The organism is Zhongshania marina, assembly GCF_002915595.1.
Taxonomy (GTDB): Bacteria; Pseudomonadota; Gammaproteobacteria; order Pseudomonadales; family Spongiibacteraceae; genus Spongiibacter; species Spongiibacter marinus_B.
Window position 1 is genome coordinate 176,710 of sequence record NZ_PQGG01000019.1, and the last position, 25,563, is coordinate 202,272.

Below are 25,563 nucleotides of genomic sequence, written 5' to 3' on the forward strand. Positions count from 1 at the left end.
TATATTAGGCAGCGAAATCTTCAATTTTTGAGGTGATTGCTGCGATATCTAATGTTTTTATCAAACTCGGCACATCGATTATCATTGCGACATTGCCGTCACCCAAAATCGTCGCCCCAGCAAGGCCAGCCACCGGCTTATAGTTTTCCTCAAGGCTTTTAATCACAACTTGCTGCTGATCGAGTAATTCATCGACAAATAAGCCAATCCGCTGACCGTCGCTTTCAACCACCACAAGCAACTCGCCATCGCGCTCTAGATAGGTTTTGATCGAATCCTTGCAGCGCAATTTAAACGCATCACGCAGACGCACGACCGGAATATAGTCGTCCCGCAAGCGATACACATTGCCATTGCCAACTACTTTTCGAACCTCACCCGGCGACACAAGCACCGTTTCGACAATCGATAAGAGTGAGAATATATAAACGTCACTGCCCAGCTTCACCAATTGGCCGTCTAATATCGCCAAGGTAAGTGGCAGCCGAATTTTGAAACGTGAGCCCTTGCCTTCGCGGGAGCTCACTTCTATGCGACCACCCAGATCATTAATATTACGCCGCACAACATCCATCCCAACGCCGCGACCGGAAAGATCGCTTACAGCTTCTGCGGTGGAGAATCCTGCCTGGAAGATTAAGTTGTTAATTTGATCGTCGGAGAGCTGCTCAGAGGGACTGACGATCCCTTTCTCGATCGCCTTTGCCAATATCCGCTGCCGATTTAAGCCAGCACCATCGTCGTCGACCTGGATAACGATATTACCGCCTTCGTGATAGGCGCTTAGATGCAGGGTGCCGGTCTCGGGCTTTCCTGCGGCTAGGCGATCTTCCGGCTTTTCAATACCGTGATCCAATGAGTTTCTCACAAGGTGAACAAGTGGATCGCTCATTTTTTCTAATACGGTTTTATCAAGCTCGGTATTTTCACCTGACAATTTTAATTCGACTTTTTTGCCTGTTTTCTGGGACAGGTCACGCACCAAACGCTTAAAGCGGCTAAAACTGGCGCCTATCGGCAGCATGCGAATTTGCATGGCGCTCTCTTGCAGCTCTCTGGTATGACGCTCAAGAACCAAAAGCCCATCTTTTAAGCCCTGCGCCTCGCTGCCCGCAACTGCTCCGTCGGCATGACGTGCCAACATTGACTGAGTAATAACCAACTCACCGACGAGGTTAAGTAGCGCATCAATTTTATCGATGCTCACCCGAATAGAGCCAGATTCCTTGGTAGATGACGAATTTTTTCCATTACTAGATGAGGCACCAACGGCAACGGCGGACTCCGCTTCACTGCTAGGTAATTCCAAGGCGGCTGCAATCGGCGTTGTTTGAGCTTGGGAATTGGTGATATCAGACTCTTTGCACTCAATAATTATGTCGGCTTGATCACTCACCCAATCAAACACTTCTTCAATGCGTTTACGCTCGGCATCTGTATCTAAAATTAGAATCCACTGTGTATAGCAACTATCCGCCTCCACAGTGCGAATGTCTGGTAATTTGGATATATCGGATACTATTTTCAACTCACCCAAGGCCCGCAACTCGTTAAAGATGCGAAGCGGCTCATTCCCAGTTTTTAAGATATCAACAGAGGGCGAAAATTGAATTGTCCATTGTTTTAGCTCGGCAGGCTCACTTACTTCGCCGTTACTTGCTGCCTTCATCGCCCCACCTGAAGGCAGCGCTAGAATAGTATCTATACGCTGTTTAAGCTCAATTGAACTCGCTTCATCCGGCACATTGCCAGCTTTGAACATATCCAGCATGCGCCGAATACAATCTACAGACTCAAGCAAAACTTCGATAACATCTTCGCTTACAATGCGTTCCTGAGCCCGCACCTGATCTAACAAGGTTTCGACGCCATGTGTGAATTTGGATATCGGCAAAAAACCGAAGGTAGCTGCGCCGCCCTTAATGGAGTGAGCTGCTCGGAAGATATTATTAACGATCTCTAAATCTGGCTGGCCGATGCCAAGCCCCAACAGCCCAGACTCCATGACATCGAGCCCTTCATAACTCTCCTCGTAGAAGATGTCATGAATTTCACTCATATCCATATCGTCAGACATATCCGCTCCTCAACTCACAAAACTTTATCTAGTAGCGACAGCAAAGCACTGGGGTCGAACGGCTTTACTATCCACCCCGTCGCACCGGCGGCCTTTCCCCTCGCCTTAAACTCCGGAGACGACTCGGTCGTTAATATCAAAATCGGCTTGTAGCGATATTCCGGTATGCCGCGCAACTCACTCGTCAACGTAATACCATCCATATTGGGCATATGAACATCCGTAATTACCAAGTCAGCGGCGCACTCTTTTGCAATATCTAGCGCCCCTATACCATTTTCCGCCAACTTCACCGTATGACCACCGCCCTCTAAGGTCATCGCAACAAGCTGGCGAATAGAAGGCGAATCATCAACTGCGAGAATAGTAGCCATGCCGGAAGCCCTTTTATTTTCCCCGCTACTGGCGACACGGGATGGGTGAAGAGGAATATCTAGTTTAAATAAGCCCTAGCTAGTAGAACTTTACGCACCAGCTAAGTGTATTCGTAGAAGTACGGACAGAGGTGTCGAACCAAGGGCCGTGCTGCGCGGCACAATACGCAAAAGCAGGCCGCCCACCCAAAGCAGACCCGCCCAACTAAATAATTGTTAAGACTAAGGCTATACCGATTTTTTTCACTGGTGTTACAATACGCCCCTCAAAGAATTACCACCCAAGTCAGGATTAAAAGGGGCTGACCAGAAATGACTTTTGTTGTAGGCGAAGATTGCATCAAGTGCAAACATACAGATTGTGTTGAGGTTTGTCCGGTAGACTGTTTTTACGAAGGCCCAAACTTCCTTGTTATCCATCCTGATGAGTGTATTGACTGCGCCCTGTGCGAGCCAGAATGCCCAGTAAATGCCATATTCTCAGAGGACGAGCTGCCAGATGATCAGCAAGTATTCCTCGAGTTAAATGCAGAACTCGCAGAAGTATGGCCCAATATCACTGAGATGAAAGAAGCGCCTGCTGACGCTGAAGAGTGGGCTGGCAAACCTAACAAACTGCAGTATTTAGAGCGCTAAGCTTCTTAAAATGAAGTACTAGTCGTAAAAAAGCCCGCTGCTGCGGGCTTTTTTACGACTATACATACTGCCGTCTTAACTAAAGTCTTCGGCAAATAGAGACTCAGCACTGAGCCCATTGGCTTCAAATAAGCTGCGCATACTCTTTAATGCCTCAACCTGAATTTGCCGGACTCGCTCTCGGGTCAAGCCGATTTCTCGACCAACTTCCTCTAATGTTGCCGACTCATGGCCGCGCAAGCCAAAGCGACGCACGACTACTTCCCGCTGCTTAACACTCAGCTCGTCGAGCCACTCATCAATGCTGCTAGACAAATCTTCGCCCTGCAGGATATCGCTAGGATTCAAGGCTTGGGTGTCAGCAATAGTATCAAGTAAATTCTGGTCAGAATCTTGAGCAAGCGGTACGTCTATCGAACCCACCCTGTCTTTAAGCCCGCATAATCGCTTCGCTTCTGAGACTGGCCGGTCTAGCGCAAGCGCCATCTCTTCTGGTGACGGCATATGATCTAGTTTTTGCGTTAATTCACGCTCTGCACGTAAATAGCTATTTAATTCTTTCACTACATGAATGGGCAGCCGAATGGTGCGGGTTTGATTCATAATTGCCCGTTCGATGGTCTGCCTAATCCACCATGTGGCATAGGTAGAAAAGCGAAAACCGCGCTCAGGATCAAATTTCTCTACCGCGCGAATGAGGCCAAGATTGCCCTCTTCAACTAAATCGAGAAGACTCAAGCCTCGATTTAAATAACGTCGAGAAATTTTTACGACCAAACGCAGATTACTTTCAATCATGCGCTTCCGACCCGCTTCGTCACCCTTTCGAGCTAGGCGAGCAAAATGAACCTCTTCCTCAGCACTTAATAATGGCGAAAAACCAATTTCGCTTAAGTACATTTGGGTCGCATCAAGGTCGGTGCTCTGCCGTCGAGCGCCCGTGGCTTTGTTTGGTTTGCTTAATTTACGAGGAGCGTCTGTATTAAGCTCATCACTTTCATGATCCTCATCTGCATTCACTTGAACTAAAGTTGAACGATAATTATTACTTTCTTCATATACCCGCATCGTCGAATCCTTATTTTCGTTTTATTGCTCGACTTGGATGATACTTAAGGCAATTATTTCCTGATCGTAACGGCGTTCAGCGCCTAGGAAGCAGCCCTAAAGGATCAACCGGTTTTCCGTCTATACGAACTTCAAAGTGTAACTTTGGCGAATCGGTACCGCTGTCACCTAACTCGGCGATAACTGCACCCGCCTTTACGCTATCTCCCTCCTTTACTAGTAATCGTTTGTTATGCCCGTAGGCGCTTAAATAGCGATCAGAATGTTTAAGGATTAATAGATTGCCATAACCTACCAAGCCACTTCCCGAATACACTACCACACCGGCCTTAGCCGCATGTACAGGCTGGCCCATTTTGCCTTTAATATCAATACCTTTATGCGCTTGGCCGGTGGCAACAAAACGTCGCACCAAAGGCCCTTCTACGGGCCAACGCCAAGCGCCGCCAGAATCGACAAACTGCGGAGTAGGCTTTGAAACAGGCTTAGGTGCAGGCGCCTTAATCGGCTTACTGCTGGTACGGGGCGATGAGTCTCGCGAAGAACTTTTCTTGGTCACTGCGGGTTTAGACACAGATGCAATAGTCCGACTGCTCTCTTGCAACACCAATGCCTGCCCAGGGTAAATCGTATACGGTGCCGCCAAGCCGTTAGCAGTCGCTAACCCTTTAACATTGAATCCATAACGCCATGCAATTGAAAAAAGCGTATCGCCGGCGCTAACGATATAATGTGAAGGCGGACTTTCCGATGGATTATAACGATCAGAAACAGGCGCAGAACTTCCGCCCGTCGTACAAGCTTGAAAGCTAACGGCAAAGACAAAAATGCTGATCAAACGTATCAGCATCGTCTTCATGTCAGCATTCCGATAAGCACAGAAACAAACCTTTTTAGCTAAAGAAGTTAAAATCTAATCTACATATACGATACAAAAACTGCAAAAAAACGCCATGATACAAAGCTATTTTAATTACTATATGTACTTTCAAAAGCTAGCCATAGCTAAAAATATTCTTAAAAAAACAGCGATTCTTTAGCTTAATTCTGTCGCCAACTCCTCAGGCACTCAATTATGGTTTAGCAATTCTCTCAAGCGACAATACTAACACCACACCCAATACAGCAACGATTGACGACACTAGTAGCTGCGGATCTGCGTGCTGCGCATACTCCCAAGGTGACACATTTTGCCAGCCAGGCGCCAAGGACTCCGACAATAAAAGTCCTTCTGCATCAAACTTCCACGGCCAAATTATGGTCAATGAACCCAGCAAAATACCAGTCAACACCGCCAACAAAGGTGGCCGATGATGATGCATAAGCCAAGACAGTACTCTAACAAATAGCATCAAGCCTAGGCCGCAACCGGCTACAAAGCATAAGAGTGACACAAGCTCAAAATGTTTCACCGCGTCAATCACGGGCTTATACATCCCCAGTAATAGCAATATAAAACTACCTGAGATTCCCGGCAGTATCATGGCGCATATCGCTAAGGCTCCCGACAAAAATAGGGTAAGTGGTGTCGCGTTAAGTTCTGCGGGACGCAATTCCCCTATCGCAACAGCAAATACCGCACCGCATATCAGCCAAACTAACTGCCGTCTGCTTTCTGGAATTTGCTGAAAAACAATCAAGGCAGACGCCAAAATTAAACCGAAAAACAAGGCCGCCAGTGGTAGCGGATATTCTTGTAAGCCGAAAGAAATCAAACGGGCAAGGGACAAAATACTCGCCACTACACCAAGCATTAAACTCAGTAAAAACCAGCCGTTAATATATTGCCAAAAAGCAGCAGGCCCAGATTTAAAGAGCGTTTGTAAGGCTTGTATATTAACGGCTTTTAGACTTTCTATTAACTCGTCATAAATGCCGGTAATAAATGCGACGGTGCCTCCGGACACGCCAGGAACAACATCTGCCGCCCCCATAGCCATACCACGTAAAAATACCCCAGGAGAAAATCCCTTCATCAATATTCCTATAATCTCTGAAGCGCAGTGAATAACGCAGTATTAGGCGACAACGACTCCGGCAACCATCGGCACAAATAAAACCGGCTCAATCAGCTGCTCTTGAATCCCGTCTTCCGTTTTGTCATACACATACAAAGACTGCTGTTTACCGACTGGGCCGACAGGAATAACAAGGCGCCCGCCAACTGCTAACTGCTCTAACAATTCCGCGGGAACAACTTCTGGCGCCGCCGCAGATAAAATCGCATCAAAGGGGCCACGGTCACTCCAACCCATACCACCGTCGGCGTGACGCAAATGCACATTGTGCAAGCCAAGCTGACGAAGACGCTGACGCGCTTTTTCTTGTAACGGCCGAATTCGCTCAACGCTAAACACCCGTTCAACCATCTGCGCCAAAATAGCAGTTTGATAGCCAGAACCGGTACCTACTTCTAATACTCGGGTTCTAGGCCCATTTGCTAATAGCAGCTCGGTCATGCGGGCAACAATATAGGGCTGAGACAGGGTTTGCTGAAAACCAATCGGCAGCGAACTATCCTCATAGGCGCGGTGTGAAAGCGCTTCATCGAGAAAAATATGGCGCGGCGTGCCCCTAATAACATTGAGCACCGCTTTATCGGTGATTCCCTGTTCAGTTAAACGCTCAATCAAACGATCTCTCGTTCGCTGGGACGTCATCCCTATGCCTTGCAAATTTAAAATTGTCACCGTGTCGTCTCAGTAAACATCAAGGCTGATCAAGCCCTTAGTAATTGATCAATTCTCGCACAAGCGCCGTGGCGAAACAGCCCCTAGGCAGTGAAAATGCCAGTGATAGCGAGTCATCTTCCGCATACTTCCACTGCAAATCTTTAGGCACGACACGCAATGCACGTCGCTCCATTGCCAAATTATTCTTCATCAGCCCTGCGCATAAATCAGAAAACTCGGCATAAATACGCTCTTCAAGATCTGCCACGACGCCATCCACCCCTAGCTTAGCTGCCTTACCATACAGCGGACCCGTGGGGTGAATATCAGCCACAGCTAGGCGTGCAATAATGTCTGCATCGATATCTGCCAAGAACACACTAGCGCTATCACGCAATGAAAACACGTCGCCATCTAAGCCCTGATTCCAGCTCGCATCGTCAACGCGCTGAGCCAGTACCGTATTAAAAATCAAGGATCGGGCTGCAGATAAATACATACCGCGATCAAAACGCCCAGGACTTAACTCACCGGCAAACCACTGTCTGCATGCGGCAATATTCCCGCCGCCATGACCGAAGCGCTGTTCGCCAAAATAATTAGGAAAACCCTGCCTCACAAATGCCAGCCGCGATTCCAGATCATCAATATCCCCCTTCAACTCACTTAGCCGGAGAATAAAACGATTATAGCGATGACTGCCCAAACGCAGTTTTTGACGATGGCGACCTTGGCGCAAAATCTGCCATGTCTCATTTTCAGGAACGCGCCACTCCGGCTTATGTTTGCCGGGTAAGTGAACACAAAACCACTGCCGTGTTACCGCATGCCGGTCTTTCTGTCCCGAATAGGTCACCGCACGCGGCTGCACACCCGCCAGGCGCGCCAATTGCTTTGCCAGATACTCAGTATTGTCACCGCACTTCTCTATCCACAGCCAATCAAACTCGCCGTCATTGCTGAATTCAACGTCAAACACTTCTTCAACAACAAAGTCCTTAGGCTCGGCTTTTAATAATCCAGATACCATAGGTTGGCCCAATGCTCTCGGCCAATCAGGCAGCATTTATTCGCTCCAGCAATACCACTGCGTCCACGGCGATACCTTCACTTCGCCCCACAAAGCCGAGCTTCTCCGTCGTCGTCGCTTTCACGCTGACACTGCTACTCGACACAGCTAAAGCAGCGGCAATGGTCTCACGCATGGCAACAATATAGGGGGCTAATTTCGGCTGCTGCGCCGCAATAGTTAAATCGGCGTTGCCAAGTCGATACCCTTGATCAAGCACCAAGGCATAGACCTGCTGTAATAATTTTAGGCTGTCAGCACCAGCATATTGCGGATCGTTGTCTGGAAAATGCTTACCAATATCACCCAAGGCCAAAGCGCCAAGCATGGCATCACAAAGTGCATGCAGGGCAACGTCGCCGTCCGAGTGTGCGAGCAAACCCCACTGGCAAGGTATTTTTACACCGCACAACGTAATTGCCTCGCCTTCTATAAGACGATGAACATCGTAGCCATGACCGATCCTAATGGCGCTCACTGTTGCTCTCCCTCCAGAAATACCGCCGCAATCGCGAGATCATCAGGGTAGGTGATTTTAATATTGCGATGACTAGCCGCCACCAACAATGGCCGCTGACCACAATGCTCCAGCGCTGAGGCTTCATCTGTAACGCTTAAATGCTTTTCTCGGCAATACGCCAAGGCATCACGCAACTGCCCATAGCGGAATAGCTGCGGCGTTAAGGCCCGCCACATATTGTTGCGGTCTACAGTTTCTGCAATCTCGCCTTCAGCATTGCTACGCTTTACCGTATCAACCACCCGAGAGGCCAATATTGCTCCTACCGCATGAGCGCAGCCACGCTCTAGTAAAGTGTGAATATCTTGCTGTGACACGCAGGGGCGCGCAGCATCGTGTACCAGCACCCAATCTGTGTCAGCTGCCTCCCCTGCTAAAGCATTCAATGCCAGTTCAACGGAGTCTGAGCGTTCAGCCCCGCCAACGACTGGGCGAACCCGTGGGTCATTCGCAATAGGCAACGAAGAAAAATGGCTATCTTCAGGGTGTAATGCAACGACAAGGGCGGCGATATCTTCTCGGCCCAAGAGCTTGCTCATACTGTGTTCGATAACGGATTTGTCACCAAGGGAAAGATATTGCTTTGCGGTGGCAGCGCCAAAACGCGACCCCGTTCCCGCAGCGGGAATAACGGCCCATAGCCGCACATTATTTACCAAAATCATTCTGCCTGTTTTGAATCAAGCTATTATTCTGCTGTGTAGTATTACTATTCATCAACGATTAAATAAAAGGTTTCACCGGATTTAATGAGACCCATATCATTACGGGCACGCTCTTCAATACTGTCTAAATCGTGCTTTAAACTGCGAACTTCGCCATACAGGCGCTCATTCCGTTTTTGTAGATCATTATTCGTGACTTTCTGAACGGCGATATCCCGGCGCAAACTGGCAATTTGCTCCCAGCTACCGGTGCCGGTCCACAACCGCAGCTGCAACATCAGCAATATCGCGAGCAATATAAAAAGCAGGCGGCGGCGAGTCATAGCTCGCCCTGTAAGATGGTCTTATTGTTCATTATTATTCCAGAATTAAATCCTAGAAAGCCCATTTTAAAATACACCCAAAAACAAAGAAGGCGGCCATAGCCGCCTCTTTTATTACGCTCGGAATTCATCCCGACCGCGATAGGCCGCGCCAAGTTCAGCTTCAATACGTAGCAGACGATTGTACTTCGCAACACGATCTGAGCGACATAAAGAGCCCGTTTTAATCTGACCTGCTGATGTCGCCACCGCCAAGTCTGCAATTGTTGTATCTTCGGTTTCACCTGAGCGATGCGAGATAACCGCTGTATAACCGGCATCTTTCGCCATTTTTATGGCGTCTAATGTTTCGGTCAACGAGCCAATCTGATTGAATTTAATCAGAATTGAGTTGGCAATGTTGTTATCAATACCACGTTTTAAGATTTTAGTATTGGTAACAAACAAATCGTCACCCACCAACTGCACGCGATCGCCAACACGGCGAGTTAATGCTGCCCAGCCGTCCCAATCACTTTCGTCCATACCGTCTTCAATAGAGATGATCGGGTATTTCTGACTTAACTCATCTAAATACTCGGCAAACCCTTCGGCGTCAAATTCCTTGCCTTCACCACTCAATGAATACTTACCATCCTTGTAAAACTCTGACGAAGCGCAATCTAGAGCTAAGGTGATATCTTTACCTAATTCGTAACCGGCATTGGCAACAGCTTCGGCAATGGCTTCAAGTGCCGCCTCGTTTGAAGGCAGATTTGGCGCAAAGCCACCTTCGTCACCAACGGCGGTATTCAAACCGCGAGCAACCAATACTTTCTTCAATGAATGGAATATCTCAGCACCTTGGCGCAATGCTTCTGCAAAGGTTTCCGCGCCCACAGGCTGAATCATGAATTCTTGAATATCGACATTGTTATCAGCGTGTTCGCCACCGTTGATTATATTCATCATCGGTACCGGCATAGTGTACTGACCTTCAGTGCCGTTTATTTGGGCAATGCGCTGATAAAGAGGAATGCCCTTCTCAATCGCCACCGCTTTCGCCGCTGCCAATGACACAGCCAAAATAGCATTTGCACCCAGCACCGATTTACTCTCAGTGCCGTCAGCTTCAATCATAGCATTATCAATAGCGCGCTGATCTTCAGCATCCATACCCATCAATAGATCACGAATAGTGGTATTGATATTAGCAACTGCTTTTAATACGCCCTTACCCAAATAGCGCGACTTATCGCCATCACGTAACTCTAAAGCTTCACGCGATCCTGTCGACGCGCCAGAAGGAGCACAAGCACTACCTACAGCGCCAGATGCTAAAACCACATCTGCCTCAACCGTGGGATTGCCCCGTGAATCCAATACTTCAAAGGCCTTAATATCGACAATCTCTGCCATGTGAGTTTTCTCCGTCTTAAATCAAAAATAAAATTATTTAATATCTAGCGCCGGCAAAGACTTTACTGTCTCGTCCACTGCTTTCATATGTTCTAAAAAGGCTGCCAAGGCTGATAATGGCAAAGCACTCGGGCCGTCGCATTTTGCGCGATCCGGATCTGGGTGGGCCTCTAGAAATAAGCCGGCAATACCGAGCGCCATACCGGCGCGACCCAACTCAACAACCTGATTACGGCGACCGCCAGATGCTGCGCCCATAGGGTCACGGCATTGCAAGGCGTGGGTTACGTCAAAAATAATGGGCGCGCCACCGCTGGCCTCACGCATCACTCTGAAACCCAACATATCTACCACTAAATTATCGTAGCCAAAATTACTGCCGCGCTCGCACAGTATAATTTTCTCATTGCCGCATTCTGCAAATTTTTCGACAATATTTTTCATTTGGCCGGGGCTTAAAAACTGCGGCTTTTTAATATTAATAACCGCATCTGTCGCCGCCATTGCAGCAACCAAATCTGTTTGGCGCGCTAAAAATGCAGGTAGCTGAATCACGTCGCAGACTTCGGCAACAGGGCCGGCTTGATGCACTTCATGAACATCCGTGATCACTGGCACATTGAAGGTTTGCTTTATTTCCTGAAATATCTTCAGGCCTTCTTCCATGCCGGGGCCACGGTAAGAATGTACCGAGGAACGATTGGCTTTATCGAATGAGGCCTTGAAAACATAGGGAATCCCCATTTTTCCACACACCTCAACGTAGTGCTCCGCAATCTGCATTGCCAGATCGCGAGACTCAAGTACGTTCATGCCACCAAACAATACAAAGGGTTTGTCATTTGCCACGTCGGTGCCGGCAACATTAACCACTTTATCTTTCATAAATCGACTCCTTTAACTCGCCCAGTTCAACAGTGCTATTCGCTGTGCGCGATTGCAGCGTTAACGAAGCCAGTAAATAAAGGGTGGCCATCACGAGGTGTCGAGGTAAATTCGGGATGGAATTGACAGGCAATAAACCAAGGATGATCTGCGATTTCTACCACCTCAACGAGGCTCTTATCAGCAGACCAACCACCAACGCTTAAACCCGCCGCCTGCAACCGCTCTACATAGGTGTTATTCACCTCGTAGCGATGACGATGGCGCTCAGTGATAGTCTCGCTGCCATAAACACCGGCAACCACAGAACCATCAACCAAATGACAAAGTTGTGCACCTAAACGCATGGTGCCGCCAAGATCGTCGTCATGGGCGCGCTGTTCAACTTCACCGTCGGCCGTTACCCACTCGGTAATCAAACCGACAACGGGATTTTTGCCGTTGTCATTAAATTCGCTACTGTTAGCGTCGCTCAAGCCCAGCACATTACGCGCGAACTCAATCACAGCAACCTGCATACCTAGGCAAATACCCAAGTAGGGGATTTTATTTTCGCGGGCATACTGCACGGTGCGAATTTTGCCTTCTACGCCGCGACTGCCGAAGCCACCGGGGACCAAAATACCGTCTACGCCGTCTAGTATTTCAACGCCGTCTTTTTCAATGAGTTCAGAATCGATATAGCGCACCTGCACTTTGGTGCGGCTGTGAATACCCGCATGCTTTAAGGCTTCATTAAGCGACTTATAGGCATCCAGTAATTCCATGTACTTGCCGACCATTGCAATGGTCACGGCCTTATCCTGATGTAAATCGCCTTCGATTACGGCATCCCATTCAGTAAGATCTGCTGCTGGGCAATCTAAACCAAAGCGCTCTACAACAAGCTCGTCCAAGCCCTCCGCCGCCAACAACGATGGAATTCTATAAATAGAATCTACGTCCCGCAGCGGAATAACCGCGCGAGATTCAACATTGGTAAACAGGGCAATTTTATGACGGCTGCTTTGGTCAATTTCGTGATCTGAGCGGCACAGCAAAATATCAGGTTGTAAGCCAATAGAGCGAAGCTCTTTAACCGAATGCTGGGTTGGCTTGGTTTTCGTTTCACCAGCGGTGGCAATATACGGCACCAAGGTAAGGTGCATTAACATTGCGCGCTTAGCGCCAAGCTCAACTTTTAACTGACGGGCCGCTTCAAAAAACGGTAGACCTTCGATGTCACCCACGGTGCCGCCGATCTCAACAATCGCGATATCGGCATCGCCTGCGCCCGCCATAACACGGCGCTTAATTTCGTCGGTTATATGAGGAATGACTTGAACTGTACCGCCCAAGTAGTCGCCACGACGCTCTTTACGCAGGACGGTTTCATACACTCGCCCAGCCGTAAAATTATTGCCCTTAGCCATTTTAGCGCGGATAAAACGCTCATAATGACCTAGATCGAGGTCGGTTTCTGCCCCGTCTTCAGTAACAAACACCTCACCGTGTTGAAACGGACTCATGGTACCCGGATCGACGTTGATATATGGATCCAGCTTGAGCATTGTTACTTTGAGACCACGCGCCTCAAGAATGGCACCTAAGGATGCTGACGCAATGCCCTTACCCAAGGACGAAACAACACCGCCGGTGACGAATATAAAACGCGCCATGTAATGCCTTTTTAGATAGTACGAAGAGATAATAGGGTCTGAAAAAGCTGCGCTTATTCGCCCCCACGAGATGGGACGTCAGTCTAACAGGAAGGCCATATCGAAACAATGAAATTAGGCCTCCGTAGGCCGCCGACTCTCTGTTATAATGCGCGTCCAATTGCTTGCAACATCAAGGCCTTAGTACTATGCAACCCATGCTGAATATCGCATTGCGCGCCGCCCGTAAAGCCGGCGACCTTATCGCGCGTGCCACTGAACAACTCGACCGCGTTCAGATCGAAACCAAGGGCGAGAATAATTTTGTTACGGAAATCGACCGCAAAGCTGAGCAGGAGATTATTTACCACCTGCAAAAAGCCTATCCAGACCACGGCTTTTTGGGCGAGGAATCTGGCCAAACTGGAAATGCAGATAGCCCCTACCAATGGATTATCGACCCAATTGACGGCACCACCAACTTCATTCGCGGAATTCCGCACTTCGCCGTATCAATTGCCTGTATGCACCAAGGCCAAATTGAACACGCGGTTATTCTTGACCCCATCCGCCGCGAGGAATTCACCGCCAGCCGTGGCCGTGGCGCCCAAGTAAATGGTCGCAGAGTTCGTGTCACCATGAATGCCAGCCTCGAAGGCGCACTCATAGGCACCGGCATTCCATTTAAAGCGCGTTGCGAAGAACACATTCCCGCCTATATGCGCAGCCTAGAAGCCATTGCAGGCGAAACCGCCGGCATCCGTCGCGCTGGTGCTGCATCACTCGATTTAGCCTATGTAGCGGCCGGGCGCCTAGATGGATTTTGGGAAATTGGTTTAAACAAATGGGATATTGCTGCAGGCATACTATTAGTACGCGAAGCCGGTGGTTTGGTCAGCGACTTTAAAGGTGGTGGCAACTACTATGAAAGCGGCAACATCGTCGCCGCGAACCCGAAATGCTTGAAGGGTATTTTGCAGGCGATTCGCCCACATTTAGAAAATATTCGCTAATGCGTCAGACGCCAGACGTCTGACGTCTGGCGTAACTCGCCCTAGGGCAAATCATCAATCTGCGCGCCCTCTTTCTCCACCACGATCAAATCATCCTGACTGATATTCATGGTCACCAATAAGCTGGCCACAATATAGATCGACGAATAAGTACCCACACCGATACCAATTAGCAGCGCCAAGGCAAAGCTATGAATCATTTCGCCACCGACAAACGCCAGCGCCAGCAATACCAGCAAGGTTGTGCCCGATGTCACTAGGGTTCGATCTAGTGTCTCGGTTAGGGAGATATTCACCACTTCTACCGCATCGTGTTTACGCAATTTGCGAAGGTTTTCACGAATACGGTCAGCAACAACTATTGAGTCATTAAGCGAGTAACCAATAACAGCGAGGATGGCGGCCAATACGGTGAGATCAAAATCCCAACCCACTACAGCAAACACACCGAGGGTAATCAGCACGTCATGCCCCAATGCGGCAACGGCACCAATTGAGAATTTAATCTGGAAACGCATGGCGACGTAGATCAGCACCACAACAAGCGCCAATAACACCGCCAAACCGCCCTGCTCCCGCAACTCCTCACCAACCTGCGGACCGACAAATTCAATACGACGCAATTCAACCTCGGCCTCAGTACCGGCCTGCAACACAGCGAGAACCTCTTCACCCAATGTTGGGCTCATACCCTGAGGCATTCTCACCAAAACATCGGTATCTGAACCAAAATTCACCACAATGGCACTTTCGTAGCCAGCCGCGCTTAATTCTTCGCGCACTTGTTCTAGCGGCACAGACTCTTCATAAATAACCTCGATCAGGGTGCCACCGGTAAAATCCAGACCAAAATTCAGGCCTTTCACCGCTAAAACCGCCACTGACGCAACCATCATCGCGATAGAAATGAACATCGCAATACGACGTCCACCCATGAAGTTAATCATTTTTACATTATCAGACATACGTTTCCCCTAGATCGCCAGCTTATTAATACGACGACCGCCGTAAACGAAATTAACTATCGCGCGGGTGCCCATGATCGCTGTAAACATCGACGTTAAAATACCTAGCGACAAGGTCACCGCAAAACCGCGAACAGGGCCAGTGCCTACCGCATACAAAATCACTGCGACTAATAAGGTCGTAATATTGGAGTCCATGATGGTGACAAACGCCCGCCCATACCCCGCTTCTATTGCATGCTGCACCGACAAGCCGGCTCGCAGCTCCTCACGTATTCGCGAGAAAATAAGCACGTTGGCATCAACCGCCATACCGACTGTAAGTACAATACCGGCGATACCAGGCAAAGTTAATGTCGCACCTAACAAGGACATACAGGCAGTTAACAAAATGATGTTTGCACCAAGTGCCACTACCGCAATCACACCAAACACGCGGTAATACACGACCATAAACAGGGCGACCATACCGAGGCCAATCTTAACTGCGTTAAGCCCCTTTTCAATATTTTCGGCTCCCAATGACGGCCCTACAGTACGCTCTTCAACAAAGTCGATTGGCGCCGCCAAAGCACCCGCACGAAGCAGCAATGACAGCTCCGCCGCCTCACCAGGCGCATCTAAACCGGTAATACGGAACTGCACCCCCAAGGCGTCTTTAATTGTTGCCAAGCTAATAATTTTCTTCTCGTCGTAGGGCACCTTAACTGCACGCTCTACACCCTCGACGTCGCGCTCGTAGTGAGTACGGCTTTTACGCTCGATGAAAAGCACCCCAAGACGACGATTTATATTGTGCCGCGTCATGCGGTGCATCAAGGTACCACCCTGACTATCTAGGGTGATATTTACCTGTGGCATTCCATTTTGATCAAAGCTGGCCTGCGCGTTAGCGACCCGTTCACCGGTAATTACAACGTCGCGCTCTAGCCAAGCACTGGGCTCACCACGACCAGGATTGCGGAACTCAAACTGCTCACGCTCCGATAACGGCGCGTCATATTTCGCTTCTAATCGGAAATCAAGATTAGCGGTTTTACCCAAAATACGTTTGGCTTCGGCGGTGTCTTGAATACCGGGCAGCTCAACCACAATACGATTGCGACCTTGACGCTGCACCAAGGGCTCAGACACACCCAATTCGTTTACCCGATTACGCAGGGTCGTCAAATTTTGACTCACCGCGTAGTCTTCAATTTCTTTGCGCTTCGCTTCGCCGATAATCGCCCGCAAATAGAACGAGTCATCGCCATCGGCAGAATCTAAACGCTCGCCAGTCAACTCGGTAAATTCCTTGCGAATCAATCCCAACGCCGTATCGCGCAACTCGGCGCTAGCGAATTTGCCAGAAATAATGCCGTCGTCCAAGCTAACAAAACCGCGAATACGCTCTTCACGTAGCTTTTTCTTAATACCCGAGCTGTAATGCTCCAAGCGCGTAGCAATCGCAGAGTCAGTATCAACCTCTAGCAAGAAATGCACACCGCCGCTTAAATCTAGCCCCAACTTCATTGCCTGAGCACCTAAGTTACTGAGCCACGCCGGTGTATTAGAGGCGAGGTTTAAGGCAACCACATAACCGTCACCTAAGGTGCGCTGCACAATCCGCTGCGCCCGCAATTGCACGTCGGTCTCATAGAGCCGTATCAAACCAGACTTGCCAGTTTCATTCGCCTTCTCGCCAAAATGCTCAATGCCACCAGCATCTAATGCTGCCGACAGGCGTGTCATCAGCGCTTGATCGATTACCACACCACTGCTTTCGCCGGACACCTGCAATGCGGGATCGGGGCGGTACAGGTTTGGTACGGCATAAAGCAAACCTATCCCCAGCACCGCAATAATCAGCAGGTTTTTCCAGAGCGGATATTTATTTAGCATTGTATTTCCACCAAAACCGCCTGTTGCGACGGTATCTATTTGTAAGGAACGCCACAATCGACGTAAATAACAGACGGGACACCCCTGACCCGCCCTTGTAAAAGCGCCGGCATTGGCCGGCGCTCTCTGACTCTACTAATCCACCCAAACCCGCGCATTGCGGAATAGGCGCATCCAACCGCTGTCTTCTACTGAATTATCCGCCACCCATGAGTTTTGCACGGTACGGAAAACCCGCTCGGGATGCGGCATCATTATTGTAACGCGACCATCGGCACTGCTGGCACCCGCTATGCCAAATGGCGAACCATTGGGGTTAGCAGGATAGCGCTCGGTCACGTTTAACTGATTATCAATAAATTGCAAAGCCACTTTTCCACTCTGCTGCAAATTCTGCAACTGTGCGGAATCGGCGAACTCCGCGCGCCCCTCACCGTGAGCAACTGCTACCGGCAAATGTGAGCCCGCCATACCCGATAATAATATGGAGGGTGATTCTGGGATTTCAACCAGAGAAAAACGTGCTTCGAATTGTTCTGAGCGGTTGCGCACAAAACGCGGCCAATGTTCTGCACCTGGAATCAATGAATGCAGATTAGACATCATCTGGCAGCCATTACACACACCTAGCGAGAAAGTGTCAGTGCGCGCAAAGAAAGCGGCAAATTCATCCCGAGCAAGGCCATTAAACAGAATCGTTTTTGCCCAGCCCTCACCAGCGCCCAATACATCACCGTAGGAGAAACCGCCACAGGCAGCTAAACCTTTAAAGTCTTGCAGACTAACACGGCCGCTCAAAATATCACTCATGTGAACATCAACAGCGGTAAAACCGGCGCGATCAAAAGCCGCCGCCATTTCCATCTGACCATTCACGCCTTGCTCGCGCAGAATAGCCATGCGGGGACGCACAGCTAAATTGAGGTATCGCGCAGCAACATCATTTTGCGCATCAAAGCTTAGTGACTGACTCAAACCGGGATCAGCTTCTGTAATCGACTCAAACTCTTGTTGCGCGCACTCTGGGTTATCACGCAGCGCTTGCATCTGATAGCTCAACTGCTGCCACTTGCGCTGTAAAGCCAAGCGGTCTTCGCGTATTACCTCTACGCCACCGTAGCTAATGGAAATATCACTACCGGCAACCGCTCGACCAATCTCATGGACGCAGGCAGACAAACCATTGGCGGCAAACTGTTCCAGCACAAACTCGACATCGGCACAGCTAACTTGCAATACCGCGCCCGCCTCTTCGGCGAACAATGCGCCGTGTACCTTGCCTTCAGCGCTCAACTCCACCTCAAGACCACAATGCCCTGCAAATGCCATTTCCAATAAAGTAATAGCCAAGCCACCATCTGAGCGATCGTGATAGGCGATAATTTTTTGATCTTCTAAAAGCTGCTGAACCGTATTAAAAAAGCCTAGCAGCAAGGCAGGATCATCAATATCCGGCGCAGTATTGCCGACCTGCTGATATACCTGCGCCAAACATGAGCCACCCAAACGTTGTTTGCCAGCGCCGAGGTCAACCAACAGCAAGGCGTTCTCAGCCACATCGGCACGTAGCTGTGGCGTTACCGTTTTGCGAACATCAACTACGGGGCTAAATGCTGAAATAATCAGCGACATCGGCGCCGTAATAGCCTTGTCCTGCTCGCCGTCCTGCCATGTTGTGCGCATCGACATTGAGTCTTTTCCGACGGGAATTGTAATCCCCAAGGCTGGACAAAACTCCAAGCCAACAGCTTTAACGGTATCAAATAACTTCTCGTCTTCACCGCCATAACCCGCCGCACACATCCAGTTTGCAGACAGTTTTATGTCAGATATTTTGGCAATTCGCGTTGCCGCAATATTACTTATCGCTTCCGCCACCGCCATGCGACCAGAGGCTGGGCCATCTATTAAGGCCAGCGGCGTTCGCTCCCCCATAGACATGGCTTCGCCGGCATAAGAGTCGTAGCTAACGGTAGTCACCGCGCAGTCCGCCACCGGCACCTGCCAAGGACCTACCATTTGATCTCGGTGTACTTGCCCAGTGATAGAACGGTCGCCAATGGTGATCAGAAAGTTTTTAGCCGCAATCGTTGGCAAGGCTAATAAGCGATCAAGCGCTTCATCAATATTAATAGCCGACGGATCAAAACTTGGCAGCACTAAATTTTGACGAGTAATTTCCCTGTGCATTTTTGGCGGTTTGCCAAATAACACTGACATTGGCAAATCAACGGGATTATTGTCGAAGTGGGTATCACCTACCCGCAGCCGCTTGTCCGTGGTCGACTCACCAACCACCGCATATGGTGCGCGCTCGCGAGCACAAATAGCTTCAAATACGGCGAGGTCGTCCGGCGCAATTGCAATAACGTAGCGCTCCTGGGACTCATTGCACCAAATTTCTAGCGGCGACATTCCCGGCTCGTCATTCGGTACTTTGCGCAAATCAAACTCGCCGCCGCAACCCCCATCTTTCACCAATTCAGGGAAGGCGTTAGACAGACCACCCGCACCTACATCATGAATAAAAGCAATAGGGTTTTTATCTGCCATCGCCCAGCAGCGGTCGATCACTTCTTGGCAACGACGCTCTATTTCAGGGTTTTGACGTTGTACCGAGGCAAAATCCAAGTCCTCAGTAGACGCACCGCTACTCATAGAAGAGGCCGCGCCACCACCCAAACCAATCAACATGGCAGGGCCACCCAGTGCGACCAGTTTATGACCGGCGGGAAACTCGGTTTTAATTACGTGTTCTTCTTTTATATTGCCGTAACCACCGGCAATCATTATTGGCTTGTGATAGCCGCGTCGCTCGTCGCCGTTCGCTCCCGGCGCGTTTTCTTCAAAGCTACGGAAGTAACCACACAAATTGGGACGCCCAAACTCGTTATTAAATGCAGCGCCGCCTATAGGGCCATCCAGCATAATGTCTAAGGCAGACACAATTCGCCCAGGCTTGCCATAATCGGCTTCCCAAGGCTGCTCAAATCCGGGAACCCGCAGGTTAGATACGCTAAAGCCGCTCAAACCAACCTTAGGTTTTGAGCCGCGCCCGACAGCACCTTCGTCGCGGATTTCACCACCGGAACCCGTACCCGCGCCGGAGAAAGGCGAAATTGCGGTTGGGTGATTGTGGGTTTCTACCTTCATCAGCAAGTGAATATCTTCCTGATGATATTGGTATTCAGCAGTATCTGGCGCAGGGTAAAAACGCCCCGCTCGGTGCCCGCGCACCACGGCTGCATTATCTGAATAAGCACTTAGAACATCTTCGCCACCCAGCTCGTTGGTATTTTTGATCATGCCGAATAGGGAGTGCGCCTGTGCTTCGCCGTCTATCGTCCAGCTAGCGTTAAAGATTTTATGGCGACAGTGCTCTGAGTTAGCCTGCGCGAACATCATCAACTCTACATCACTCGGATTGCGCCCAAGCTGAGTAAAGCTTTCAAGCAAATAGTCGATCTCATCGTCAGCCAGCGCCAAACCGAGCTCACTATTAGCCGCCACCAAGGCTTGGCGACCACCGGCAAGCACATCTACCGCCTGCATAGGCTTGGGGCTTTGGCGACTAAACAGCACTTCGGCCTCGGCGGGTTCAGCCAACACCGACTCCACCATGCGGTCGTGAATGGCCGCTAATAAAGCAGCGCGTTGATCACCATCAAGCTCGCCGTCAATATCAAAGATATACTGCACGCCGCGCTCAATTCGCGCGATCATATCCAAGCCGCAGTTATGGGCGATATCACTGGCCTTGCTTGACCAAGGCGAAATAGTGCCTGGTCTAGGCACCACAAAAAACTGCAGGCCTTTGCTAGCAACAAACTCAGCACGGGGGCCGTAGTGCAGTAGCTGACTTAAGACCGCACTGCGTTCGGGATCAAGATCAACCGCCGTATCGACCAAGTGAATATATTGCGCGCTAACATCCCGCAAGCTGGGAATTGATGCAGCCAACGCGGCCTTTAATTTTTCTAAACGGAAATCTGAAAGCGCCGGAGCACCAGGAAGAATAAGCATTCGGGGCGACAACCTCGATCGAATGGATTGAAGCCGGCCATTGTAAAGGATTTACGCGGGAAATTTTATCCCAAATAGTCTTTATGGTGCGATCAGCTTCATCCCGATACAATTGAAGCCTTATTCATTGGAGCGTCAAACTTGCCCGCAAGCCACAAAACCCAGAGATTACTAGCTATTTGGCTGTGTGCGGCATCCGTAATACTTACCGCGAGCCTTCTCGGCGGCTGCAAAAACAATAGCGACAATCTACAAAGAATTCGTGAAGACGGGGTTTTGCGGGTACTCACCCGCAACGGTTCAACCACTTATTACGAAATTCAAGGCTCCCCTGCGGGATTTGAGTACCAACTCGCCCTCGCCTTTGCCAATCACCTTAATGTGGAATTAGAAATGATTCCGGTCGTCGGCCTCGACGAGGTCTTTAGCGGCTTAATGGAAGAGCGCGCCGACTTCGCCGCAGCGGGTCTTAGTATCACACCAGCTCGCCAAGAAACCTTGTTATTTGGCCCAAGCTACCTCAGCGTAAAGCAGCTATTTATATACAACCGCGACGTAAACCCCAAAATAAGCTCGGCGAAGGACTTAATCGGCAAACAAATTCACGTTATTGGCAACAGCGCCCATGTTGAGCAACTTCTAGCCTTACAAAAAGACCACCCAGAATTGCAGTGGATTGAAAGCCGCGACCTAGAAACCATCGATTTACTTGAGCAGCTCGTTGACGGACAAATCGATGTCACGATTGTGAACTCAACCGAATACTATGCAAACCGCGCCTTTTACCCCAGCTTCCGCATTGCTTTCAGCACCGGCAGCCCTCGCAAACTGGCATGGGCAATGACTGCAACACCTAACAATGCCAGCCTGATAAAGGAAATGACAAACTTTTTCAAAACCTATACTGACAATGGAAAGTTAGCGCGACTGATTGATCGCAATTTCACCTTTAACGAACGCCAGACCTTTGTTAGCACCCAAACATTCCTGCAAATGAAGCAAGATCGCCTACCCGACGTAAAGGGCATGATTGAGCAAGTGGCGATAGAATACGACCTAGACTGGCGTTTACTCGCGGCAATTAGTTATCAGGAGTCGCACTGGGACGCAGACGCACGCTCGCCGACAGGCGTACGCGGAATGATGATGCTGACGAGAGCCACCGCCGAAGAGCTAAATGTAGAGGACCGTTTAGACCCTCTGCAAAGCCTGCGGGGTGGCGCTCGCTACTATAAAAAATTATATAGCCGTCTGCCTGCGGGAATAGAGCCCCCTGAACGAAGCTGGTTTGCACTTGCCGCCTACAATATCGGTCTAGGCCACGTAGAAGACGCCCGCATCATTACCCAGAAGCGTGGTGGAAACCCTAATCTGTGGAATGACGTTCGAGAAAGCCTCCCACTACTACGCCAACAGAAATGGTATAAACCATCGAAATACGGCTACGCTAGAGGCGACGAAGCAGCGCGCTATGTCCGCAATATCCGCGACTACTATTCGCTATTAACCTGGGACGAGCTCAATCGCTATCGCGTCCCCCCGCCCCGTATTGTGTCAGACTACCTACCGCCAGAACTGAAACGTGGTTTTGACGCACTCTGAACTCTATATTCAACAGACCGAATTTAGGTCGCCAGCTTCGCGCGCTTTTTCTCCTCCCGCCGGCGAGTAAAGAATGCCTGCACCACTGTTGCAGACTCCTCTGCCAGCACACCGCCCTGCCAAGCCACTTTGTGATTCATTTGAGCTTGCTCAAATAATTGCAAATGACTACACACTGCCCCCGCTTTTGGCTCTGCCGCGCCAAAGACCAAACGTGCGAGCCGAGCGTGAATAATAGCACCTGCGCACATAGCACAGGGCTCAACGGTGACATACATTGTGGCATTAGGAAGTCGATAATTGTCGACTTCCTGCGCAGCTTCACGAAGCGCAACAATTTCGGCATGGGCCGTTGGATCAGACTCGCTTATTGGCTGGTTAAAGCCCTTTCCAATAAGCACCCCATCACGCACGATAAGCGCTCCCACCGGCACTTCATTGCGCGCATCAGCGTCTAAGGCTAATGCCAGCGCCTGACGCATCCAGTACTCGTCGTCAAAAGTTTCCAAAGCCAATTCCTATCTTCTATTTCGCTCACCGAAATAATGCACATCAACCAATAACTCGTAGTTGCATGTAATCCAAGCAGCTATTCTAAGCTATTCGGCTGAGGAGTTTTAAGGAAGATTTTTGCGGCACCAACAAAGAGCATATAAAAATAAGAAGTGTGGAGCGCACAACGATAATCGCACAAAGAAAATATGACTAGGAGAAAAGCACTGGTGGGGGAGTTTCACCGTGCCCTGCCAAGCAGAACACGGTGAAAAGGAATCAAGCGTGAACTAATTTAGACGAACCGACAAAATCCTCTCTTGTCTTGGTCAATGGCTCAGGAATAAACCTAGCCGCTCCATTAACAGCAATTACACAGAGGCCCATTGTCAGCAAGGTCGCCGCCCAAATCATACCCTGACTGAATTCAGCATCAGACAGATGTAAGGCCACAATAATAGGTGCACCTAATCCGCAATTCGCACCCATCATTGTAACGGGGAAGATTGCAAATAAACCTAGCAAACCAAAGGAGCTCGACACGCGCCGCCAGAGTTGAACCGCAAGCACGGTATATAAAATAACTTGTGTACCCTCTAAAACGCCGATCACCAAAGGGTAATTCCAAATACGCATTACGTATGGGCCGTAATAGGTATAAACGCCCGTACCGGTCCCAATCATTTCAAAAACACAAGACGCGGTAATTTCCGCCAACCAAATCAAAAACAAGGTAGATTTAGTCGCACGACCTTCATATAACATTTTGCCGGCATACAAGCAGGCAGAGGAATACAGAATCATGTAACCGCTATGAGTCCAATTCGGCTGCACAATTCCGAACGCCGTAAAGTGTGACCACATTGCGCCGGGAAGCCCATTGGCAACGTCGTAAAACCACAAATCAAAAGCAACGTCATACAAGGGTTCGATATACGCCCCGACACCCGCCGCCAAAACCGCAATGAAATAAAATGGCGTTCGCTGACGTAAGCCCATACGTACAGCAATAATGAGCATGATAAGAACAATGCCCCAACTCGCCCATGTAAAAACACTTTGCCAAAATAAATCTAGCTCACCGGCCATGACCTCTGGAGGTACAAGACTCATTATTATTCTCCTTATACGCTTTTTAAAATCTATTGGAACGATTTGCGCCGTTTAGAACGACGCAATGTTCAGTCCTTATGCGGGTATAGTTTCCCGCGCCCGTTCAGCCATCTTATTCAGATCCAAAGTTTCTGAAGCGATAGTCAACACTTCCTCGCAACCTGCAGGTGCTTTGAGGTTTTTAGGGTTGTACCAAGGCGTACAAGCCCGCAAAATTCTAGGGGTGATGAAAAAGAACATACCGGAGTACGAGCTTAATTTGCGCAACATCGCCTTAGGCCCACGCTCCATACGACCGGCTTTTTTATCTTCCCGCTGCATATACTCGCTAAGCGGCACAGCAAAACCCAACAAGTGGAAAGTTGCCTTCATTATTCCACCGACACGCCCCCAGTAGGTACCGTACAGTGCCTCAACAACATTGAACGCACAGCAGCGGTGTTCGAACTCTTCTGAAAGGTGCCAGCGCCATAGCGACAAGGTAATTAAATCAACGTCATTGTCTTTTAAACGCTTATTCGCTTGCACAAGAAAATATGTAGCAAATATAGGACCAGCGGTCTCAAAACCTTCTGCGTAAAGCATCGCGTGACGCAGGCCGTATTCACGATCAAAACGCTCGTAGTCAGCCCGCAGCTTATCGGTGTACTTATCCATTTCTGGATAGTAACCCAAGCCTCTCACCATATCGTTAAACGCCATATGGGTTTTAGAGTGATTAGCTTCCTGCTTACAAAATAATTCACAATCTGCGTAGAGGTCTTCTCTATCCTCAGGAAGCAGTTTCTTAGACTTAGCTAAAGCACGTATTAAATACCCTTCCAACAAAGGAAGACCAATACTCACGGCGTTCCAAAACTGTGCCAGTTCAGGATCCTTAGGTATCCAATCAATCCTTGCTTTCGAAAAATCACACTCGATTTTGCGCGCTTCTGGTTTAATATTCATTGCCCTGCCCTCTATTTCGACCCCTATGCATTAGTCTTAGGTACGGAGTCTGATTGCACTTACTGCGTGGTCGACAAACGTCTTCGGCCTCTTGATTGTATTCAAACACATATTGACCTACAGGTCAATATAAGAAACTCAAAATACCGCTCGGTACATGAATCGCTAAATGCTTGATATTCAACACCAAAAACACCGCCCC

The 25,563-nt window shown here is 49.3% G+C and carries 22 protein-coding genes; 3 read left to right on the forward strand and 19 right to left on the reverse strand.

The genetic code is table 11. The annotated features are described in order from the left end of the window. Positions 1–4: 4 nt before the first annotated feature. Positions 5–2,077 carry a chemotaxis protein CheA gene (locus tag C0068_RS08655; RefSeq protein WP_199176140.1) on the reverse strand — a complete coding sequence of 691 codons (2,073 nt, stop codon included), beginning with the start codon at positions 2,075–2,077 and terminating at the stop codon, positions 5–7. Between the two features lie 14 nt (positions 2,078–2,091). Beyond that, on the reverse strand, positions 2,092–2,451 hold the full coding sequence (locus C0068_RS08660) for a response regulator (RefSeq protein WP_103684092.1): 360 nt from the start codon (positions 2,449–2,451) through the stop codon (positions 2,092–2,094). A 312-nt stretch (positions 2,452–2,763) separates the two neighbouring features. Between C0068_RS08660 and fdxA the strand changes: the two genes are divergently transcribed. Next, on the forward strand, positions 2,764–3,087 hold the full coding sequence (fdxA, locus tag C0068_RS08665; RefSeq protein WP_103684093.1) for a ferredoxin FdxA: 324 nt from the start codon (positions 2,764–2,766) through the stop codon (positions 3,085–3,087). Between the two features lie 75 nt (positions 3,088–3,162). On the opposite strand, the gene rpoS is transcribed toward fdxA, so the two are convergent. The 11 genes from rpoS to pyrG all read right to left on the reverse strand — a co-directional run bounded on the left by rpoS (position 3,163) and on the right by pyrG (position 13,345). Beyond that, positions 3,163–4,155, reverse strand: a complete 993-nt coding sequence (gene rpoS, locus C0068_RS08670; RefSeq protein WP_103684094.1) for an RNA polymerase sigma factor RpoS — start codon at positions 4,153–4,155, stop codon at positions 3,163–3,165. A 76-nt stretch (positions 4,156–4,231) separates the two neighbouring features. Continuing rightward, positions 4,232–5,014: a peptidoglycan DD-metalloendopeptidase family protein gene (locus C0068_RS08675; protein WP_233208777.1), complete on the reverse strand. Its 783-nt coding sequence runs from the start codon at positions 5,012–5,014 to the stop codon at positions 4,232–4,234. 214 nt (positions 5,015–5,228) lie between these two features. Continuing rightward, positions 5,229–6,131 (reverse strand): DUF368 domain-containing protein, encoded by a 903-nt coding sequence (locus C0068_RS08680; RefSeq protein ID WP_103684095.1) that lies wholly within the window; start codon positions 6,129–6,131, stop codon positions 5,229–5,231. A gap of 42 nt (positions 6,132–6,173) precedes the next feature. After that, positions 6,174–6,815 (reverse strand): protein-L-isoaspartate(D-aspartate) O-methyltransferase, encoded by a 642-nt coding sequence (locus C0068_RS08685; RefSeq protein WP_103684096.1) that lies wholly within the window; start codon positions 6,813–6,815, stop codon positions 6,174–6,176. 67 nt (positions 6,816–6,882) lie between these two features. Further along, positions 6,883–7,893, reverse strand: coding sequence for a tRNA pseudouridine(13) synthase TruD (gene truD, locus C0068_RS08690; RefSeq protein WP_103684097.1), 1,011 nt, complete (start codon positions 7,891–7,893; stop codon positions 6,883–6,885). Continuing rightward, entirely contained in the window at positions 7,883–8,365 is a 483-nt protein-coding gene (gene ispF, locus C0068_RS08695) for a 2-C-methyl-D-erythritol 2,4-cyclodiphosphate synthase (RefSeq protein ID WP_103684200.1), read from the reverse strand. Before ispF ends, truD begins: the two co-directional genes overlap by 11 nt. Positions 8,366–8,370: 5 nt before the next feature. Next, the gene (gene ispD, locus C0068_RS08700) at positions 8,371–9,081 is read right to left on the reverse strand and encodes a 2-C-methyl-D-erythritol 4-phosphate cytidylyltransferase (protein WP_103684098.1); all 711 of its coding nucleotides are present in this window, start codon (positions 9,079–9,081) and stop codon (positions 8,371–8,373) included. Positions 9,082–9,125: 44 nt separating this feature from the next. Next, positions 9,126–9,404 carry a septum formation initiator family protein gene (locus C0068_RS08705; protein WP_103684099.1) on the reverse strand — a complete coding sequence of 93 codons (279 nt, stop codon included), beginning with the start codon at positions 9,402–9,404 and terminating at the stop codon, positions 9,126–9,128. A 114-nt stretch (positions 9,405–9,518) separates the two neighbouring features. Continuing rightward, complete coding sequence (gene eno, locus C0068_RS08710) at positions 9,519–10,802, reverse strand: phosphopyruvate hydratase (RefSeq protein WP_103684100.1); 1,284 nt, start codon at positions 10,800–10,802, stop codon at positions 9,519–9,521. A gap of 33 nt (positions 10,803–10,835) precedes the next feature. Then, entirely contained in the window at positions 10,836–11,687 is an 852-nt protein-coding gene (gene kdsA / locus C0068_RS08715; protein ID WP_103684101.1) for a 3-deoxy-8-phosphooctulonate synthase, read from the reverse strand. Positions 11,688–11,722: 35 nt separating this feature from the next. After that, positions 11,723–13,345, reverse strand: a complete 1,623-nt coding sequence (gene pyrG, locus C0068_RS08720) for a CTP synthase (protein ID WP_103684102.1) — start codon at positions 13,343–13,345, stop codon at positions 11,723–11,725. Positions 13,346–13,533: 188 nt separating this feature from the next. Here pyrG and C0068_RS08725 point away from each other — a divergent pair, with 188 nt between their 5' ends. After that, positions 13,534–14,337 (forward strand): inositol monophosphatase family protein, encoded by an 804-nt coding sequence (locus C0068_RS08725; RefSeq protein ID WP_103684103.1) that lies wholly within the window; start codon positions 13,534–13,536, stop codon positions 14,335–14,337. A 41-nt stretch (positions 14,338–14,378) separates the two neighbouring features. On the opposite strand, the gene secF is transcribed toward C0068_RS08725, so the two are convergent. The 3 genes from secF to purL form a co-directional block, all read right to left on the reverse strand. Further along, positions 14,379–15,302 carry a protein translocase subunit SecF gene (secF, locus tag C0068_RS08730; RefSeq protein ID WP_103684104.1) on the reverse strand — a complete coding sequence of 308 codons (924 nt, stop codon included), beginning with the start codon at positions 15,300–15,302 and terminating at the stop codon, positions 14,379–14,381. A gap of 9 nt (positions 15,303–15,311) precedes the next feature. After that, positions 15,312–17,183, reverse strand: coding sequence for a protein translocase subunit SecD (gene secD, locus C0068_RS08735; RefSeq protein ID WP_103684105.1), 1,872 nt, complete (start codon positions 17,181–17,183; stop codon positions 15,312–15,314). Positions 17,184–17,318: 135 nt separating this feature from the next. Then, positions 17,319–21,206, reverse strand: coding sequence for a phosphoribosylformylglycinamidine synthase (purL, locus tag C0068_RS08740; RefSeq protein WP_103684106.1), 3,888 nt, complete (start codon positions 21,204–21,206; stop codon positions 17,319–17,321). Positions 21,207–21,347: 141 nt separating this feature from the next. On the opposite strand from purL, the gene mltF reads away from it, so the two are divergent. Continuing rightward, a complete protein-coding gene (mltF, locus tag C0068_RS08745) occupies positions 21,348–22,808 on the forward strand; it encodes a membrane-bound lytic murein transglycosylase MltF (protein ID WP_158249953.1) in 1,461 nt (486 codons plus the stop codon). Between the two features lie 23 nt (positions 22,809–22,831). Here the strand turns inward: mltF and tadA are convergent, their stop codons facing one another. The 3 genes from tadA to C0068_RS08760 all read right to left on the reverse strand — a co-directional run bounded on the left by tadA (position 22,832) and on the right by C0068_RS08760 (position 25,361). Beyond that, entirely contained in the window at positions 22,832–23,317 is a 486-nt protein-coding gene (gene tadA, locus C0068_RS08750) for a tRNA adenosine(34) deaminase TadA (protein ID WP_103684108.1), read from the reverse strand. A 262-nt stretch (positions 23,318–23,579) separates the two neighbouring features. Further along, entirely contained in the window at positions 23,580–24,413 is an 834-nt protein-coding gene (locus C0068_RS08755) for a hypothetical protein (protein WP_103684109.1), read from the reverse strand. Between the two features lie 75 nt (positions 24,414–24,488). Beyond that, positions 24,489–25,361 (reverse strand): metal-dependent hydrolase, encoded by an 873-nt coding sequence (locus C0068_RS08760; RefSeq protein WP_103684110.1) that lies wholly within the window; start codon positions 25,359–25,361, stop codon positions 24,489–24,491. Between the last annotated feature and the right edge of the window lie 202 nt (positions 25,362–25,563).

What these genes read in the sequence shown, in the direction of transcription:
- C0068_RS08655 (WP_199176140.1), bottom strand. Translation starts at nt 2,077, where the DNA reads ATGTCTGACGATATGGATATGAGTGAAATTCATGACATCTTCTACGAG.
- C0068_RS08660 (WP_103684092.1), bottom strand. Translation starts at nt 2,451, where the DNA reads ATGGCTACTATTCTCGCAGTTGATGATTCGCCTTCTATTCGCCAGCTT.
- fdxA (WP_103684093.1), top strand. Translation starts at nt 2,764, where the DNA reads ATGACTTTTGTTGTAGGCGAAGATTGCATCAAGTGCAAACATACAGAT.
- rpoS (WP_103684094.1), bottom strand. Translation starts at nt 4,155, where the DNA reads ATGCGGGTATATGAAGAAAGTAATAATTATCGTTCAACTTTAGTTCAA.
- C0068_RS08675 (WP_233208777.1), bottom strand. Translation starts at nt 5,014, where the DNA reads ATGAAGACGATGCTGATACGTTTGATCAGCATTTTTGTCTTTGCCGTT.
- C0068_RS08680 (WP_103684095.1), bottom strand. Translation starts at nt 6,131, where the DNA reads ATGAAGGGATTTTCTCCTGGGGTATTTTTACGTGGTATGGCTATGGGG.
- C0068_RS08685 (WP_103684096.1), bottom strand. Translation starts at nt 6,815, where the DNA reads ATGACGTCCCAGCGAACGAGAGATCGTTTGATTGAGCGTTTAACTGAA.
- truD (WP_103684097.1), bottom strand. Translation starts at nt 7,893, where the DNA reads ATGCTGCCTGATTGGCCGAGAGCATTGGGCCAACCTATGGTATCTGGA.
- ispD (WP_103684098.1), bottom strand. Translation starts at nt 9,081, where the DNA reads ATGATTTTGGTAAATAATGTGCGGCTATGGGCCGTTATTCCCGCTGCG.
- C0068_RS08705 (WP_103684099.1), bottom strand. Translation starts at nt 9,404, where the DNA reads ATGACTCGCCGCCGCCTGCTTTTTATATTGCTCGCGATATTGCTGATG.
- eno (WP_103684100.1), bottom strand. Translation starts at nt 10,802, where the DNA reads ATGGCAGAGATTGTCGATATTAAGGCCTTTGAAGTATTGGATTCACGG.
- kdsA (WP_103684101.1), bottom strand. Translation starts at nt 11,687, where the DNA reads ATGAAAGATAAAGTGGTTAATGTTGCCGGCACCGACGTGGCAAATGAC.
- pyrG (WP_103684102.1), bottom strand. Translation starts at nt 13,345, where the DNA reads ATGGCGCGTTTTATATTCGTCACCGGCGGTGTTGTTTCGTCCTTGGGT.
- C0068_RS08725 (WP_103684103.1), top strand. Translation starts at nt 13,534, where the DNA reads ATGCAACCCATGCTGAATATCGCATTGCGCGCCGCCCGTAAAGCCGGC.
- secF (WP_103684104.1), bottom strand. Translation starts at nt 15,302, where the DNA reads ATGTCTGATAATGTAAAAATGATTAACTTCATGGGTGGACGTCGTATT.
- secD (WP_103684105.1), bottom strand. Translation starts at nt 17,183, where the DNA reads ATGCTAAATAAATATCCGCTCTGGAAAAACCTGCTGATTATTGCGGTG.
- purL (WP_103684106.1), bottom strand. Translation starts at nt 21,206, where the DNA reads ATGCTTATTCTTCCTGGTGCTCCGGCGCTTTCAGATTTCCGTTTAGAA.
- C0068_RS08755 (WP_103684109.1), bottom strand. Translation starts at nt 24,413, where the DNA reads ATGAGTCTTGTACCTCCAGAGGTCATGGCCGGTGAGCTAGATTTATTT.
- C0068_RS08760 (WP_103684110.1), bottom strand. Translation starts at nt 25,361, where the DNA reads ATGAATATTAAACCAGAAGCGCGCAAAATCGAGTGTGATTTTTCGAAA.